Source organism: Pedobacter sp. HDW13 (genome assembly GCF_011303555.1).
Taxonomy (GTDB): domain Bacteria; phylum Bacteroidota; class Bacteroidia; order Sphingobacteriales; family Sphingobacteriaceae; genus Pedobacter.
Map to the genome: position 1 here is coordinate 3,035,879 of NZ_CP049868.1, position 14,775 is coordinate 3,050,653.

Consider the following 14,775-nt stretch of genomic DNA (forward strand, 5'->3'; position numbering starts at 1 on the left):
TCCCTGCAGTTTCAATGCCGGGATTTTTTATATCGGTTTATAATTTCTATCTATACGCCACCCATTACGGTAAGCTTATCCATTGTAGGGTTTATGCTTCCGCCCATAGGTTCTATGGTTACTGCAAAAGCTTGTGCTTCCTGTATGGCCGGCATTTTAACCAGTGCTTCGTTCGAAGTAGAATCGTTTTTGCCAAATACGCCTAAGCTTACCGGTTTACCGTTTACCATGGCCCATAACTGATATTCGTGCTCCTTATCGGTTTTAGGTAAATCCATAGCCACATAGTTAATCAATACGCTTTTATCTTTTTTATTCCAATACACCTTCATTTTAGCGGTAGGACTAAAGGCCTGGCCTTTCATACTGATAGTTGCCCATTCCTGACTATCGGCCATTGCAGCCATATTGCCCAAACCCTGGTTTTCAAATTCCAGTTTGCTTACTACGCCGGCAAATTTTTGTTTATCCAGGTTTAAACTGGCAATCTGGTCGTGTGCATCAGTTAGCTTACTATAAGTAATAAACAGGGCGGCCATACTCACAATCAATAAAGCTACACAAGCTACAAGTGCGTAACGTAAAGTTCTCACTTTACCATCGCTTTCATCCAAACGTATAATTCTTGGTTCTTCTGTATTAATAGGAGCGGGTTGAAAAGGTTCCTGTACTTTAACTTCGCTTAATCCCAGTTTTTCGAATAATCTTGTTTCTACATCTGCAGATGGTTCTACAGCATTTTGCATAGCATATTGCTCAATAGCCTGCTCAATAGCGGCTATTTCATCCCTAACCTCAAGGTGTTGAGATGCCATTTCCTCTACCTGCAGCGCTTCTTCGGGTGATAAATCACCTAAAACGTACAACTCGAGTACTCCAGATTCTATATATGCCTTTAAATTTTCCACGCTCAATTAAAATTCCTTCTCAATTCTATAATAGCCAATCGTATACGTGTTTTTACCGTACCCAATGGCAGATCTAACTTTTCTGCAGCTTCTACATGTGTAAAGCCCTTGTAATAAACTAAATCAAGAACAGCCTGCAGATCCGGTTTTAGGTTCTCTACAAGTTGTTTAACCCCCAGTACATCAGGGTTAAACGTAACCTTGTTTTGTTCATCAACGAAACTTACGTTATTTTCTATATCTTGGTTTTTGAGTGAATTCTTAAAATCTTTAGAACGGAGTTTGTCGATCGATAAATTACGCGCAATATTCATCATCCAGGTAAACAAACGTCCTTTGGTATTGTCGTAGTGTTCTGCAGACTGCCAGATTTTTACAAAAGTTTCCTGTAAAACGTCTTCAGCAAGTTCGGTATGGGTAATAATGCGCGAAATAACACCGTAAATTGCCGATGAATACATACTGTACAGCGTTTTCAGTACCGCAGGATCTTTCGATTGCAGTGCTAGAACAAGTTCTGGCTCGGTTAGGGTTAATTTTTTAAATGCAGTCACTATTGGTTACTAAGTTACAATACAGAACAGCAAAAGCAAAAAAATGTTTTATAAACGCACTCCGTAGAGGAGTGAGGTTATAAAACATTTTTAAAATTAGGTTAATACCTTAATTATACTATCCCATCAATCGGGAAAAGATGTTTTTCTGCATGGTAAGATGAACGTACCAATGGTCCACTTTCTACATATTTTAAGCCTTTAGCCAAGCCAACTTCTTTGTACATGGCAAAAGTATCTGGGTGTATCCAATCTACCACAGGGTGGTGGTTACGTGTTGGTTGTAAATACTGGCCCAAAGTTAAAATATGCACGCCGTTGGCAACCAGGTCGTCCATAGCTTCAAAAATATCTTCTTCAGTTTCGCCTAAACCCAGCATAATACCGGTTTTAGTTCTTAAACCAAATTCCGAGATTCTTTTTAAAGCTTCTAAACTTCTATCGTATTTAGCTTGTATACGTACTTGTTTGGTCAGGCGTTTTACCGTTTCCATGTTATGCGATACTACCTCCGGGCGTTCTTCCAAAACACGGTATAAATTATCCCACTGACCTTTAAAATCAGGGATCAAAGTTTCGAGTGTGGTAATTGGGCTTTCCCTGCGGATAGCCTGTAAAGTTTCGGCCCAGATAATCGATCCGCCATCTTTTAAATCATCGCGATCAACCGAAGTAATTACGCAATGTTTAACGCCCATTAATTTTACTGAATTGGCTACACGGTTTGGTTCATCTACATCAACAGCCAAGGGGCGGCCTGTTGCAACTGCGCAAAAAGAACAGCTACGTGTGCAGATATTTCCTAAAATCATAAAAGTTGCCGTACCTGCACCCCAGCATTCGCCCATATTAGGGCAATTGCCGCTTTCGCAAATGGTATGAAGCTTATGCGTATCTACTAAACTCCGAACTTGTGCATATTCTTTACCAACAGGTAATTTAACACGTAACCAATCTGGTTTACGTTTAACTTCAGTTACAGCAGGTACTACCGGTAAATCAATCATGCCACAAAGTTAATGAATAGGATTGAATTGTTGCAATGCCGAAATGTTTGAGCGTTGTAATAAATAGTACAGGTGTTTAACTGGTTAATTGTTTAAACTGGTTAACCGGGGTAGCACTAAGCCAATTCCATTTCAAATGCAACCTGTTGTTTATTCTCTTTAAAGCCAATCGTTTCATAAAATTTATGGCTTTCGGTACGTTTCGTGTTACACCTTACCTTTAATTTTTTTACATTTTGTTTTTTTGCCCAGCGTTTTACGCCTTCAATCAGCTGTTTGCCTATCTGCTGGCCACGAAAATTAGCATCTACAATAAGGCCACCTATTTCGACAAAAGGATCAGATTCAATCCGTAGGGTGAAAAAGCCATGAATCCAGCCAACCACAGCCTGATCAAGTACGGCCACAAACGCACAGTTTTCGCTGCTGTTGTTAATCTGCACAATTCGGTTAAGGGTTTGGGCTGTGTTGCTTTCGTAACCCAAGGCTGTAGAAAGTTTGGCTATGCCCTCAGCATCTTGTTCTAAAATTTCTCTGATTTCGACCATTTTTTGTCACGCTTTACAAGAAAAACTAAATTACGTTAAATGTTATATAAAAATCATAAGCTAAACATTGCAACTTTAAACGTTCCAACTTTCTAACTAAATCTTACATTTGCAATATGAATACTGGCTTACAGCTTTACAACACGCTTTCGCGCAAAAAGGAAGTTTTTCAACCCTTAAATGCACCCAATGTTGGGATGTATGTTTGTGGTCCTACAGTTTATAGCGATGTGCATTTGGGCAATTGCCGTACTTTTATTTCTTTCGATTTAATTTTCAGGTACCTTAAATACGCCGGATATAAGGTGCGCTATGTACGTAATATTACTGACGCGGGTCACTTAGAGGGCGACAGGGATGAGGGCGACGATAAATTTGCAAAACGTGCCAAGCTGGAGCAATTAGAACCAATGGAAATTGTACAAAAATATACTTTGGGTTTCCACGAGGTATTGCGCATGTTTAACACTTTGCCTCCAAGTATCGAACCAACAGCTACCGGACATATCATTGAACAAATCGAAATGATTAAGGTGATTATTGCCAATGGTTATGGTTATGAAATTGATGGCAACGTATATTTCGATGTAGAAAAATACAGCAAAGAATATAACTATACCATATTAACCAACCGCAACCTCGAAGATATGCTGAACAATACCCGCGAACTGGGTGGTCAGGATGAGAAACGCGGCAGGTTGGATTTTGCACTCTGGATTAAAGCAAAGCCAGAAACCTTAATGCAATGGCAATCGCCATGGGGCATGGGTTTTCCGGGCTGGCATATCGAATGTTCGGCCATGAGTGCTAAATATTTAGGTTCAGAGTTTGATATTCATGGTGGTGGAATGGATTTAGCCGCAACCCATCATACCAACGAAATTGCGCAATCGGAAGCATGCAGCCATAAACAACCTGCACGTTACTGGATGCATACCAATATGCTTACGGTTAATGGTACACGTATGTCTAAATCAGCTGGTAACGGCTTTTTACCTTTAGAGTTATTTACCGGTGCACACCCACTGTTAAAAAAGGGTTATAGTCCAATGACGGTTAAGTTCTTTATGTTGCAGGCACATTACCGCAGTACTTTAGATTTTTCTAACGATGCTTTGGATGCTTCTGAGAAAGGATTTAGACGTTTAATGACGGCGGTTGGCCTTTTAGATAAACTACCTGTATCAGAACAAAACGATTTTGATATCGATGCACTGAAAGAGAAATGCATCCACGCAATGGACGATGATTTTAACAGTCCGATTTTAATTGCTGAATTGTTTGAAGCTGTTCGGATGATTAATACTGTTTACGATGGTAAAGGAAAAATTTCGGCCGAAGCTTTAGCTAAATTAAAACAACTGGTACACGATTTCGTATTCGATATTTTAGGCTTAAAAGATGAAGATGCCGGAAGTAACGACTTAAATGGCGTTTTAGAAATGGTAATTGATTTAAGAACCGAAGCTAAAGCGAATAAAGATTACGCCACTTCCGACCGGATCCGCATTGGATTGCAGGAGTTGGGCATTCAGCTTAAAGACGGTAAAGAAGGAACTACATGGAGTAAGGCTTAAGTCTAAATAACTTTTTATAATGAAAAAGATTGGTTTGGTAGGCGGAATAAGTTGGGTATCAACCATCGATTATTATAAATTTATAAATGAGGGAGTAAATGAACGCCTGGGTGGATTAAATTTTGCCGAGTGTTTAATTTACTCCCTTAATTTTTGCGATGTACAGGATAAAACCTGGGAAGGATCATTTGAATTGCTTTTAAATGCCTGCCAAAGTTTAAAAAACAGTGGGGTAGAAGCCATTGTGTTATGCGCAAATACGGCCCATTTATTTGCCGATGAAATTGAAAACCGTATCGCTGTGCCCATTATTCACATTGGCACTGAAACAGCTAAGGCCATAAATAATGTTGGGATTAGAAAAATTGGCCTTTTGGGTACCATATTTACCATGGAGAAAGATTTTTATATCAAAAAACTCCAAGCTACCGGATTGGACGTTTTGATTCCAAAGCAGCAGGATACCAGAAATTATATACAACATACACTAAAAGAAGAACTGGGCCGAGGATTGATTTTACCACATACCAAAGTGCGGTATGTAGAAATTGTTAATGAATTGGTTGCAGCAGGTGCCGAAGGTATTATTCTGGGCTGTACCGAAATTCCGATGCTTATTAGCCAGGATGATTTTGATATACCAGTATTCGATACCACTAAAATTCACTCAAAAGCGATCGTTGATTATATTGTTTCATAAAATAAACTCTATTTTAGACCAATTGAATCCGTTTTCCGTTAAATTGATCATGAATAAAAAAATATTTATCCTGCCTTTTATCGCCCTTATGGGGGTACAGGCTTGTAGAAATAAGCAAGCTGACACCAGCCAGAGCGAAGAGAAAATAACCCTGGTATCTCCTGATTTTAATGCTGATAGCGCTTATGCCTATACCAAAGCGCAGGTAGACTTTGGTCCGCGTATTCCGGGGACAGATGCCCACCAAAAATGTGCCGATTATCTGGTGGCCAAATTAAAGTCGTTTGGTGCAGATGTGAAGATACTAGGCGAAAAAACAACTACATACGATGGCAAAAGCTTTCAGCTTAAGAACATTGTAGCAGCTTTTAACCCAACACAAAAGAACAGGGTTTTAATTACTGCCCATTGGGATGCCCGTCCTTTTTCAGATCAGGATACCGACCCTGCCAACCATACCAAAGCCTTCGATGCCGCAAACGATGGTGCCAGTGGTGTTGCCGTGATTTTGGAAATGGCTCGCCAAATACAGCAGAAACAACCTAATGTAGGTGTCGATTTTATATTGTGGGATTTAGAAGATTATGGCAAAGCCAATGATGAAACACCTGATGAAACCACCTGGTGCCTGGGCTCACAGTATTGGGCTAAACAGGCTGTAGCCTCTGGTTATAAAGCACTTTATGGTATTAACCTCGATATGGTAGGCGGTGGCAATGCACAGTTTACACAAGATGAAATCTCCCGTCAGGCAGCGCCAGATGTGGCTAATAAAGTATGGGATATTGGCAATGAGATTGGCTACGCCTCTTATTTTACCAAAATTCCAAGCGGTAAACTGGTCGACGATCATTTCTGGATGAACAAAGCTGGAGTTCCCTCTATTGATATTATTCACTATAACGATAACAGTGGCTTTTACATCAACTGGCATACCCAGCTTGATAACTTAGCCAATATTGATAAAAATACTTTAAAAGCTACAGGTCAAACTGTTTTAGAAACCATTTACAGGGAGAAATAAGTCAATAATGTGAAATTGTTGATTACTTTTAAAACCATACCCTAAAGAAAATTTTATATTCGCCAAACTATATTTTTAAACTGATAATGAAACAGATATTTTCAACTGCCATAGCTTCACTTTTAGCACTGAGCACATTTGCTCAAAAAAGTGATGGAACAACCAAGTCTTTAGTAAGTGCTGAGAAAGATTTTGCCAAAGCGGTGGCCAAAAACGGAGATAAAGATGCCTTTCTTGAATACTCGCTGGGCAGTGCTTTGGTGTTTAGACCAAACCCGATTAATGCCAAAACTTTTTATACCAATAAGGCAAACAGTGAAAACGATGTTTCCTGGACTCCCAATTTGGCCAAAGTATCGCGTAGCGGAGATTTAGGTTTCACTACAGGTCCGTATGAAGTTGGTGCTGCCGATAAAAAATACGGTCAATACCTGTCTATCTGGAAATCAGAAAACGGCAAGTGGAAACTGGCTATCGATTTAGGTACAGAAAGCAATAAACCTTTGGCTAAAGTTACGCCACAGTTTGTTGAACCAAAAGACCACGTAGCGCCAAAATTCTTAAATGAAAAAGAAGTTAAGGCCGGCAAAGAAATTATTTTAACTACCGAGAAAACCTTAAATACCTTGTTAAAAACGCATGGTATTGCTGCATTTGGTGGCTTTTTAACTAACGATGCACGTTTACTTTTTCCGGGTAATGAAGCCATTGAAGGAAAAGGTAAAATTGTTGCCTTTTATAACAGCATGGTGAGCAAAATTAGCTTAAAAACAACTGGTGTAGATAAAGCAATTGGTAGTGATTTAGCCTATACTTACGGTGTGGCTACCATTGATTATAAAGCAGACTTAAGAGAAAGCTTTAACTATGTTTTTGTCTACGAAAAAGCTGCAGATGCAAGCTGGAACTTAATTGTACAGGCTTTTGTACCTGCCGAAAGATAAATAGCAAAATGTGAATTAAACAGGGCTCTCCGTAAAAAGAAGCCCTTTTTTTATTTCGGAACTTGTACTTAGCTGCGGTTTTAATCCAGAACTTTAAAAACAAGCCTAATGTTTGGGCTTCAAAGAAAAATACCACAAATAAAATTGTTCATTTTACGTTTAAAATTCATGCATAAAAAAATACTTCTACTCTCTGCTCTCGCTTTGTTATGTTTTAATGTCTCGGCACAGAAACAAAAGTTTGATGTGCAGGGTAAAGCCGGCGCAAGGGGAATTATGCCCGAAAATACCATAGAAGGGATGTTGAAAGCGCTCGATTTAGGTGTTACTACTTTAGAAATGGATGCGGTAATTTCGAAAGATAAAATGGTGGTGCTTTCGCAGGAACCTTATTTTAACAATGAAATTTCTTTACAGCCTAACGGGAAGCCCATTACCCTGAAAGACCAGAAGAAGTTTAACATTTATAAAATGGATTACGAGGAGGTTAAGAAGTTTGATGTCGGAAGTAAGGTGCACGACCGTTTTCCGGGCCAAATGAAATTTAAAGCTTACAAACCACTACTTACTGAAACCATTGATGCAGTGGAGGCTTATGTTAAGGAACATAAACTGGCCAAACCGGTTTACAGTATCGAAACCAAAACCATTAAAAATGGCGACAACGAATTCCATCCCGAACCAGCTGAATTTGTGGATTTGATTATGGAGATTATAAACGCTAAAAAACTAACGAAACGGGTAATTATCGAGTCGTTTGATATGCGCACACTGCAATACCTGCACGAGAAATACCCGAAGGTGCAAACTTCACTGTTGATTGATGAGAAAGAACCTTTCGAATCGTACATTGAAAAATTAGGCTTTAAACCTACCATTTACAGCCCATATTCGGTATTGGTAGGTAAAGGCCTGGTAGATCGCTGCCATGCCATGGGGATCAAAATTATTCCCTGGACCGTGAATACGATTAAGGATGTGAAATACTTTAAAGATTTAGGGGTAGATGGCATTATAACTGATTACCCGAACATTATGGGCCAGCTGGATAAATAGGCGCTGACTTTATATCTTATCTTTAGTTGATCTAAAAGCTTCCGAACAATATGATGTCTCCACCAACCGAATAGGGGAGCATCGTTTTACAAATAGCACTGCTGTAGTATGTTGATCTGCAATTATTGTGGCAACTTTGACGCACATAAGAAAAACGATCACAACTTTGTGTCCGTTTTTTTTGTGACAAATTTTTTAGGCACAAAAATATTGTCACAAAAGTTTTAAATGGTTAAAATAAAATATTAATAAGGCATTTATCCTATCGCTTAGTGTCTTCATCGACCGAAATAAGGGAGTATCGTTTTGCAGATAGCGCTACGTTAGTCTGTGGCTGTCGGTGAAGATGCCGACAGCTAGCTTAAGTTTATCCTATCGGTTGGTGTCCTCGCCAACCGAAACAAGTAATGGCCAAGCCTTTGGTACAGATACCAATTAGCATAAAAAAGACACAAAAAAAGCGCTGTAACTCAGCGCTTTTTTTGTGTTTATACTAGCAATGCCTAGTGGTGCGATTCAGTAGCTTCTGAGTGATGCACTTCAGTTTTTTCGTGCGAAGTACCTTCTTCTGCATGGTGGAAAATTGGTCTTGTGAAAGCCACAAGCAAGATTAAAACAATAATCCAGGCAGTTAATGGTAATGCCCAAATGCCTTTAGTTTGCTGAACTGGTGCGTGTGAATCGTGAGCTGACATATCGAAATATTTTGATTTTAAAAATTTATGCTTTGTAATTATGCAGTAAAGATAATAACAAAATTAAAATAAAAAGATTAAAAGCTGATTTGTATCGCCAAAAGGAAGAAGGATAAAGGCTTGCCTTTATCCCTGTAAATCATAAATCATTGCTTTGATACTGTTCATTTTATTTTTAATACGATCCTGATGTTCCTGCAATGCACTCTGTTTATCCTGAACAGCATTAAACAGCTCGGCCTTTTTGAAATAATTGGCTGCCCCTGCAAAATTTTGCTGCTGCTCGGCATGCAGACCCAAATTTTCGTAGATATGCGCTTCGCACACACCTGCAACAGTTAAGGCTTTATCTGCAATCTGCTTAGCCAGCTTATGCATTTTCAACGTAATAACCAGGTTTAAATAGGGCTCATAAACTTCAGGAAAATCAGCATCCAGTTCGATACAGCGCTTGTAATAATAACCCGCAGTTTTATAATCTTTAAAACGGTAGTGGTATAAATTTCCAAGCTGAAAATAACCTCTGGCGTAATCCGGATCAAAAGCAATAAGTTCGGTAAAATACTGAAGTGCTTTGGGCAGCTCGCCCCAGTTCAATTCTTCAATAGCCTGCAGATATTTTTCATCTGCAGTGGTATAAATGTCCATAACGGATATAAATAATTTTGATAAGCGCTTATGGCTTAGCAAAGGGTAATTAAAAAAGATTTGTTAAATGTAGATTTTATGGGTTGGCCCCTTAAACCTTAAGGATTGGAAAGGAAATTTACCTCAATACCCCAACCCTTTAAGCCACAAGACTGGCTAAAGTTTATTTGTTGGATATTTATTTGACGTAGCATTGCTGTGAAATTTGACGCAAATATATTTATTTCCAGCTAATTGCAAATATTAAATTAAAATTTTAATGGTTTACGTGCGCTAAATAAACAATACAATAACTGAGTAAACACACGACACTATTGAAATTGAAAGCATTAAATACGTTTTCCAGGCTGGCTTTTGTATGTGTTATTTTTAAAGCCAAAAGCCAGAAGAACAACGAAACCGTTATATCCAGTATATCGAAACGGCCATTGGTAATGTGAAGTAGTTGAAATAATTCGAGCCCTATAGCGAATACCGGCGGGATTAAAGAACAGTCGATTTGTCTGTTAAAAAGTTTAATGTAAAAGCCTTTTGAAGTTAGGGTAATGCAGAACACCCAAAGCCCTTCGGGTAAAGAATAAATAATGTATTTGTTTAATGGTAAGCTACTGGTAATGATATACTTTAAGTCTTCGTAAGTTTTTAAAGAACTCAGCTGGATGAAAATCTGGTTAACCAGTGTTTTATCTGTTCGGTAAAACAGGTAGATAAATAAACTGATTACTAACGCCGGGGCAATATACCAATAGTGTTTTTTCAAGATTTGACGAGCATTAAGATTTTAAAATAAGCACATGGTTTTAAGGCAATTTCTTTTTTGGGTTTAAACCGTTCAATAGCTTTAATATTGTTGATGTAAAATAAAGATTTCAATTGAAATAAGCCAGCGCATAAGTTAAAAGACCGGTCAACGTATTTTAACCAGTTATTTGGGGTAAAATGGTTTAATATCAATAATTTACCCCCTGTTTTTAATACCCTATGGCATTGCAATATGAGTTTCTCGGGGTGCTGAGCTACAGCAATTACGTGCGACAGTACAACATAATCAAAGCTATCTGCTTCAAAGGCCAGCTCTTCGCCATTCATCTGGAAAAGTTCAATATTGCCGGCCGCATGCTTTTTAGCTATGTTGAGCATAGCCGAAGAAATTTCTATTCCGGTAATTTGATGCTTTTGGTAAAGGTGGAAATGTGAGCCGTTACCTACACCAATTTCGAGCAGCTTTCCGTGGGGTAACTGATTAATTTCTTGGAAAAACTTTTTCTTTTGCGGTTTAAGAAAAATATCTACCAATGGATAGAAAAAAGCAAAACGATTATAAAAATTGGTTAGTGCACTCAATTTAATTCAGATTTAAATTTAACCAAAACGTTTTCAATTTGTCGCCTATGCCTTAATATATGAACAATGGCATGCTCCAATATTTGTTCAACATCGTATTCCTGTCCCCAGCGGGTATGTATTTTTTTGTCGGAGTTAAATTCTTCTAAAGTGATAGCGGGTTGCTCTGTGAATAGCGCTTCATTGTAGGCAAAAGCTTCATTCAGCCTGGGAATGTAGGGGCTAATTGTGTTAAACGATAGTCTTTCGGGCCTTTCTGTTTTAAGGCCAATAGCGTTTTCGATGTACACCGCATAACTAAAAATAGCAGCAGTTACATGGGTTAAAATGGTTTGGATAGAAATGCAATCGGTGTTGGTACTTTTCGGTTCGATGGTTTTTAGCAATTGCTCATTAGTGACAGGACTTATCACCATAATCAGTTCATCTATTGCTTTTTTATATTCAGCTAAGAGGGCAGCTTTTGCACCGGTAAGTTTTTGGTCAGGCATCGTTATCACAAATATAATTGTTTGCAACTACTTTCAACTCGTACAGGAAATGTAATGTGCTGGTCTGGATTTGCAATCCAGATCTGGGGTATTGTGGATTTTTAATCCACCTAAATAAATTAAGAAATGCTTATTAAGCAGTCGGGATTACAAATCCCGACTAACAGTTAAACTAAAAATTAAAACTGCTTAGGCTTTTTGTTTTGGCTGGCCAGCTCAACCAGTTCGGCAATTCTTTTTTGCCTGGTTTCGGACCGTTTGGCAAAAGTAATCCATTGTAGCATGGCTTTGCGTACCGATTTACTTAAGCCCATGAAAAATGCTTTTGAGTCTGCTGTACTTTCCAATGCTGTTGCTAAATCGGAAGGTATAACGAGTTCTTCCACTTCATCTAAAATGATCCATGAGCCGTTTTCTTTTGCACGATTGATACATTCGAGCCCGGCCTGCGCCATTAAGCCTGCAGCGGTTAACTGCTCGACCTTGGCCTTGTTAATTTTCGACCAGCCACTATTGGGTTTTCGCCTGCTAAAGAACTGAGTGAAACTTTCTTCATCAATTGTTTTTCTAATGCTGTCAATCCAGCCAAAGCAAAGGGCTTCTTCTACAGCATCACTCCAGGATAGGGTTGGTTTGTTTGCTTTGGCCTTGTAGCAAACCAGCCAAACCGATTGTTTGGTATCATGGTTTTTCAACAGCCATTCGCGCCAGGCTTTGCGGCCCGTAGGACAAAAAGTTTCAGTTGTTTTCTCAGCCATAGTTGTTTAAGCGTTAGGTTTTATTGAGCAAAATGTTTTGATCATATTGCTAAACAAACATCAACCTTTTAGTTTAAAAAGAAAAATCCCGCAGTCAGTTTTATCTAACTACGGGATTTTTTATCGGATATAACTTCTTTACAACAAATCTTTAATAATTTTTTCGATCGATAAGCCCTCAGCCTCTGCGCGATAATTACGTACAATACGGTGGCGAAGAATGGGTTCGGCAACAGCTTTAACATCTTCAATATCGGGCGAGTATTTGCCTGTTACTGCAGCATGGCATTTTGCACCGAGAACAAGAAATTGCGAAGCCCGTGGACCAGCACCCCAGCTGATGTATTTGTTTACTGCTTCGGTTGCAAACTCGGTATTCGGACGTGTTTTTGCCGCCAGTTTAACCGCATATTCTAAAACATTATCGGTAACCGGAATATCGCGGATTAACTTTTGGAAATACTGGATATCATCGGCATGGATGATTTTTTGCAGCTGTACAGTTTTGTTGCTGGTCGTATTTTTTACGATGTTTAACTCATCTGCAAAGGCAGGGTAGTTTAACTGGATGTTGAACATGAAACGGTCTAACTGCGCTTCGGGCAGTGGATAAGTTCCTTCCTGTTCAATCGGGTTTTGCGTAGCCAAAACGAAAAACGGTTTGGGTAGGCTATGGGTTTGGCCTGCTGCCGTAACCGATTTTTCCTGCATGGCCTCTAATAAAGCGGCCTGCGTTTTTGGTGGTGTACGGTTAATTTCATCGGCCAGGATAATATTAGAAAAGACAGGCCCTTTTATAAACTTAAAGTGCCTGTCCTCGCCTAAAATCTCTGCGCCAATAATATCGCTTGGCATTAAATCGGGGGTAAACTGAATGCGGTTAAAACCGAGGTCTAAAACCGAAGCTACAGTTTGAACAAGTAAAGTTTTAGCTAATCCGGGTACGCCAACCAACAAACAGTGTCCGTTGCTAAAAATGGCGATTAAAACAGATTTTATGATGTCATCCTGTCCAACAACTACCTTGCTTATTTCGGCTTTAATGTTATTGAAAGATTGATGAAGCGCATCAACAGCTTCTACTTCGTTCTTGTACTGCATTGGTATTATTTTGCGGCTGTGGTTTTAGTCCAGATTTTTAATTCATCGCAGGTATTGAACTCGTCGTCTATTTTAATGTAAGTACTTTCGCGACGTTTCTCAAACCATTCGCTTAAAGTACGATTAATTTTATCACTTTGTGCAGCATCCCTGATTTTTGAGAAATCCTGTAGCATGTTGGCTTTGTGCGGTGGTATTTTAGCTTTTAAGTATAAAATGCGGTAACCTTGTTTTCCATCAGCAGCTGTAAATAAATCAGGCTTAGAAATGCCACCAACTTTCATGCTATCGATTACTAAAAATACCGATGGATCTAATTTATCAACCGGAATTAAGGTACTTCTTGCCTGAACATTCTCAGCATTAAGCATCATACCACCATTGTATTTGGTTTCTTTATTATCTGAATACAGGTTTGCAGCAGCAGCAAAACTTAGTTTTTTGCCAATGATGTTGTTGTAAATACTATCGGCATGTAATTTTAAACGGGTTAAACTTTCGGGTGTGGTTTTAGGCATAATTAAAATGTGCCTAACGTGTACCTGCTCACCTCTACGTTCTAATACCTGTAAAAAGTGGAAACCATAATCGGTTTCGAACACTGGTGAAATTTCGCCAGCTTTTAGTTTAAATGCCCAGGCGGTAAACTCTTTTACCATGGTATTTCTGTCGATAAAACCATAATCACCACCATCGGCCGCTGAGCCCGGATCTTCTGAATAAGTTTTGGCCAAAACACCCATATCCTCGCCACTCTTAACCCTTAACCTTAAAGCTTCAATTTTATCGCGGAATTTTTGTTTTTCGGCACGGGTTAACTGAGGGTTTAACACCACCTCTCCAACTTCTACTTCTGTGTTAAATTCAGGGATACTATCGCCCAACGATTTGAAATACTTTTCAACTTCCATTGGGGTAACGTTAATGTTCTCTGTAATTTTTTGCTGCATTTTTTGTGCAATCAGCTCATCTTTTACTGATGGACGGATCTCATCTTTGTACTGAAGTACAGATTTGTTCAAAAACTGCTCTAAACGTTCTTGCCCACCAGCACGTTGCATGCTGAAACGCATACGCTTGTTTACCTCATCGTCAACAGCGCCATCTTCAACCATTACCGAATCGATTTCGGCTTGTTGTTTCAGTAGCTTTTGGGTAAGAGTTTGTTGCAAAATTTTACACTTAATGGTTTCATTAGGAGGGTTTCCCTGATAAAGATATTGGGTGTATTGTTGATTTAAATCTGACAGCAGGATAATATTACCTCCTACAACAGCAGCAACTTTATCTACAGTGTGCTTTTGCGCATAACTGTTTAAAAACAGGCCCATTAAAGCGGTTGCTACTAAAAAAACTTTTTTCATTCTATTGTTTATATTTTGCGAATTTAATACTTATTGGTTACTAAAAAAATGGCTTA

At 38.9% G+C, this 14,775-nt stretch carries 17 protein-coding genes; 5 read left to right on the forward strand and 12 right to left on the reverse strand.

Translation table 11 applies throughout. The features are described 5' to 3' along the window. Nucleotides 1-50: 50 nt before the first annotated feature. From G7074_RS12935 to G7074_RS12950, 4 genes are all read right to left on the reverse strand, one after another. Nucleotides 51-908 (reverse strand): anti-sigma factor domain-containing protein, encoded by an 858-nt coding sequence (locus G7074_RS12935; RefSeq protein ID WP_124561558.1) that lies wholly within the window; start codon nt 906-908, stop codon nt 51-53. Nucleotides 909-910: 2 nt separating this feature from the next. Further along, nucleotides 911-1,462, reverse strand: coding sequence for an RNA polymerase sigma factor (locus tag G7074_RS12940; protein ID WP_124561559.1), 552 nt, complete (start codon nt 1,460-1,462; stop codon nt 911-913). Nucleotides 1,463-1,575: 113 nt separating this feature from the next. Continuing rightward, nucleotides 1,576-2,469 carry a lipoyl synthase gene (gene lipA / locus G7074_RS12945; protein ID WP_124561560.1) on the reverse strand — a complete coding sequence of 298 codons (894 nt, stop codon included), beginning with the start codon at nt 2,467-2,469 and terminating at the stop codon, nt 1,576-1,578. A 116-nt stretch (nt 2,470-2,585) separates the two neighbouring features. Beyond that, on the reverse strand, nt 2,586-3,017 hold the full coding sequence (locus G7074_RS12950) for a GNAT family N-acetyltransferase (RefSeq protein ID WP_124561561.1): 432 nt from the start codon (nt 3,015-3,017) through the stop codon (nt 2,586-2,588). 116 nt (nt 3,018-3,133) lie between these two features. Here G7074_RS12950 and cysS point away from each other — a divergent pair, with 116 nt between their 5' ends. The 5 genes from cysS to G7074_RS12975 all read left to right on the forward strand — a co-directional run bounded on the left by cysS (nt 3,134) and on the right by G7074_RS12975 (nt 8,318). After that, on the forward strand, nt 3,134-4,594 hold the full coding sequence (gene cysS, locus G7074_RS12955; RefSeq protein ID WP_124561562.1) for a cysteine--tRNA ligase: 1,461 nt from the start codon (nt 3,134-3,136) through the stop codon (nt 4,592-4,594). Between the two features lie 19 nt (nt 4,595-4,613). After that, the gene (locus tag G7074_RS12960; RefSeq protein WP_124561563.1) at nt 4,614-5,294 is read left to right on the forward strand and encodes an aspartate/glutamate racemase family protein; all 681 of its coding nucleotides are present in this window, start codon (nt 4,614-4,616) and stop codon (nt 5,292-5,294) included. 49 nt (nt 5,295-5,343) lie between these two features. Further along, nucleotides 5,344-6,318, forward strand: a complete 975-nt coding sequence (locus G7074_RS12965) for a M28 family peptidase (protein ID WP_124561564.1) — start codon at nt 5,344-5,346, stop codon at nt 6,316-6,318. Nucleotides 6,319-6,404: 86 nt separating this feature from the next. After that, nucleotides 6,405-7,262 (forward strand): nuclear transport factor 2 family protein, encoded by an 858-nt coding sequence (locus G7074_RS12970; protein ID WP_124561565.1) that lies wholly within the window; start codon nt 6,405-6,407, stop codon nt 7,260-7,262. A 168-nt stretch (nt 7,263-7,430) separates the two neighbouring features. Next, nucleotides 7,431-8,318 carry a glycerophosphodiester phosphodiesterase family protein gene (locus G7074_RS12975; protein ID WP_124561566.1) on the forward strand — a complete coding sequence of 296 codons (888 nt, stop codon included), beginning with the start codon at nt 7,431-7,433 and terminating at the stop codon, nt 8,316-8,318. Nucleotides 8,319-8,821: 503 nt separating this feature from the next. Here the strand turns inward: G7074_RS12975 and G7074_RS12980 are convergent. The 8 genes from G7074_RS12980 to G7074_RS13015 form a co-directional block, all read right to left on the reverse strand. After that, a complete protein-coding gene (locus G7074_RS12980; protein ID WP_124561567.1) occupies nt 8,822-9,013 on the reverse strand; it encodes a hypothetical protein in 192 nt (63 codons plus the stop codon). Between the two features lie 126 nt (nt 9,014-9,139). After that, complete coding sequence (locus G7074_RS12985; protein ID WP_124561568.1) at nt 9,140-9,661, reverse strand: hypothetical protein; 522 nt, start codon at nt 9,659-9,661, stop codon at nt 9,140-9,142. Nucleotides 9,662-9,917: 256 nt separating this feature from the next. Then, on the reverse strand, nt 9,918-10,421 hold the full coding sequence (locus G7074_RS12990; RefSeq protein WP_233603947.1) for a hypothetical protein: 504 nt from the start codon (nt 10,419-10,421) through the stop codon (nt 9,918-9,920). Beyond that, on the reverse strand, nt 10,418-11,005 hold the full coding sequence (locus G7074_RS12995) for a class I SAM-dependent methyltransferase (protein WP_166208725.1): 588 nt from the start codon (nt 11,003-11,005) through the stop codon (nt 10,418-10,420). Before G7074_RS12995 ends, G7074_RS12990 begins: the two co-directional genes overlap by 4 nt. Further along, complete coding sequence (locus tag G7074_RS13000; protein WP_166208728.1) at nt 11,002-11,496, reverse strand: DinB family protein; 495 nt, start codon at nt 11,494-11,496, stop codon at nt 11,002-11,004. The genes G7074_RS12995 and G7074_RS13000 overlap by 4 nt, the downstream gene beginning before the upstream one ends. A 179-nt stretch (nt 11,497-11,675) precedes the next feature. Next, nucleotides 11,676-12,254, reverse strand: a complete 579-nt coding sequence (locus tag G7074_RS13005; protein ID WP_124561570.1) for a YdeI family protein — start codon at nt 12,252-12,254, stop codon at nt 11,676-11,678. Between the two features lie 138 nt (nt 12,255-12,392). Beyond that, nucleotides 12,393-13,355, reverse strand: a complete 963-nt coding sequence (locus tag G7074_RS13010) for a MoxR family ATPase (protein ID WP_124561571.1) — start codon at nt 13,353-13,355, stop codon at nt 12,393-12,395. Between the two features lie 5 nt (nt 13,356-13,360). Beyond that, entirely contained in the window at nt 13,361-14,719 is a 1,359-nt protein-coding gene (locus tag G7074_RS13015; RefSeq protein WP_124561572.1) for a peptidylprolyl isomerase, read from the reverse strand. Nucleotides 14,720-14,775: the final 56 nt, after the last annotated feature.

Excerpts from the sequence above, each read along its gene's own strand:
- lipA (WP_124561560.1), bottom strand. The coding sequence starts at position 2,469 with ATGATTGATTTACCGGTAGTACCTGCTGTAACTGAAGTTAAACGTAAA.
- G7074_RS12950 (WP_124561561.1), bottom strand. The coding sequence starts at position 3,017 with ATGGTCGAAATCAGAGAAATTTTAGAACAAGATGCTGAGGGCATAGCC.
- cysS (WP_124561562.1), top strand. The coding sequence starts at position 3,134 with ATGAATACTGGCTTACAGCTTTACAACACGCTTTCGCGCAAAAAGGAA.
- G7074_RS12960 (WP_124561563.1), top strand. The coding sequence starts at position 4,614 with ATGAAAAAGATTGGTTTGGTAGGCGGAATAAGTTGGGTATCAACCATC.
- G7074_RS12965 (WP_124561564.1), top strand. The coding sequence starts at position 5,344 with ATGAATAAAAAAATATTTATCCTGCCTTTTATCGCCCTTATGGGGGTA.
- G7074_RS12970 (WP_124561565.1), top strand. The coding sequence starts at position 6,405 with ATGAAACAGATATTTTCAACTGCCATAGCTTCACTTTTAGCACTGAGC.
- G7074_RS12975 (WP_124561566.1), top strand. The coding sequence starts at position 7,431 with ATGCATAAAAAAATACTTCTACTCTCTGCTCTCGCTTTGTTATGTTTT.
- G7074_RS12980 (WP_124561567.1), bottom strand. The coding sequence starts at position 9,013 with ATGTCAGCTCACGATTCACACGCACCAGTTCAGCAAACTAAAGGCATT.
- G7074_RS12985 (WP_124561568.1), bottom strand. The coding sequence starts at position 9,661 with ATGGACATTTATACCACTGCAGATGAAAAATATCTGCAGGCTATTGAA.
- G7074_RS13000 (WP_166208728.1), bottom strand. The coding sequence starts at position 11,496 with ATGCCTGACCAAAAACTTACCGGTGCAAAAGCTGCCCTCTTAGCTGAA.
- G7074_RS13005 (WP_124561570.1), bottom strand. The coding sequence starts at position 12,254 with ATGGCTGAGAAAACAACTGAAACTTTTTGTCCTACGGGCCGCAAAGCC.
- G7074_RS13010 (WP_124561571.1), bottom strand. The coding sequence starts at position 13,355 with ATGCAGTACAAGAACGAAGTAGAAGCTGTTGATGCGCTTCATCAATCT.
- G7074_RS13015 (WP_124561572.1), bottom strand. The coding sequence starts at position 14,719 with ATGAAAAAAGTTTTTTTAGTAGCAACCGCTTTAATGGGCCTGTTTTTA.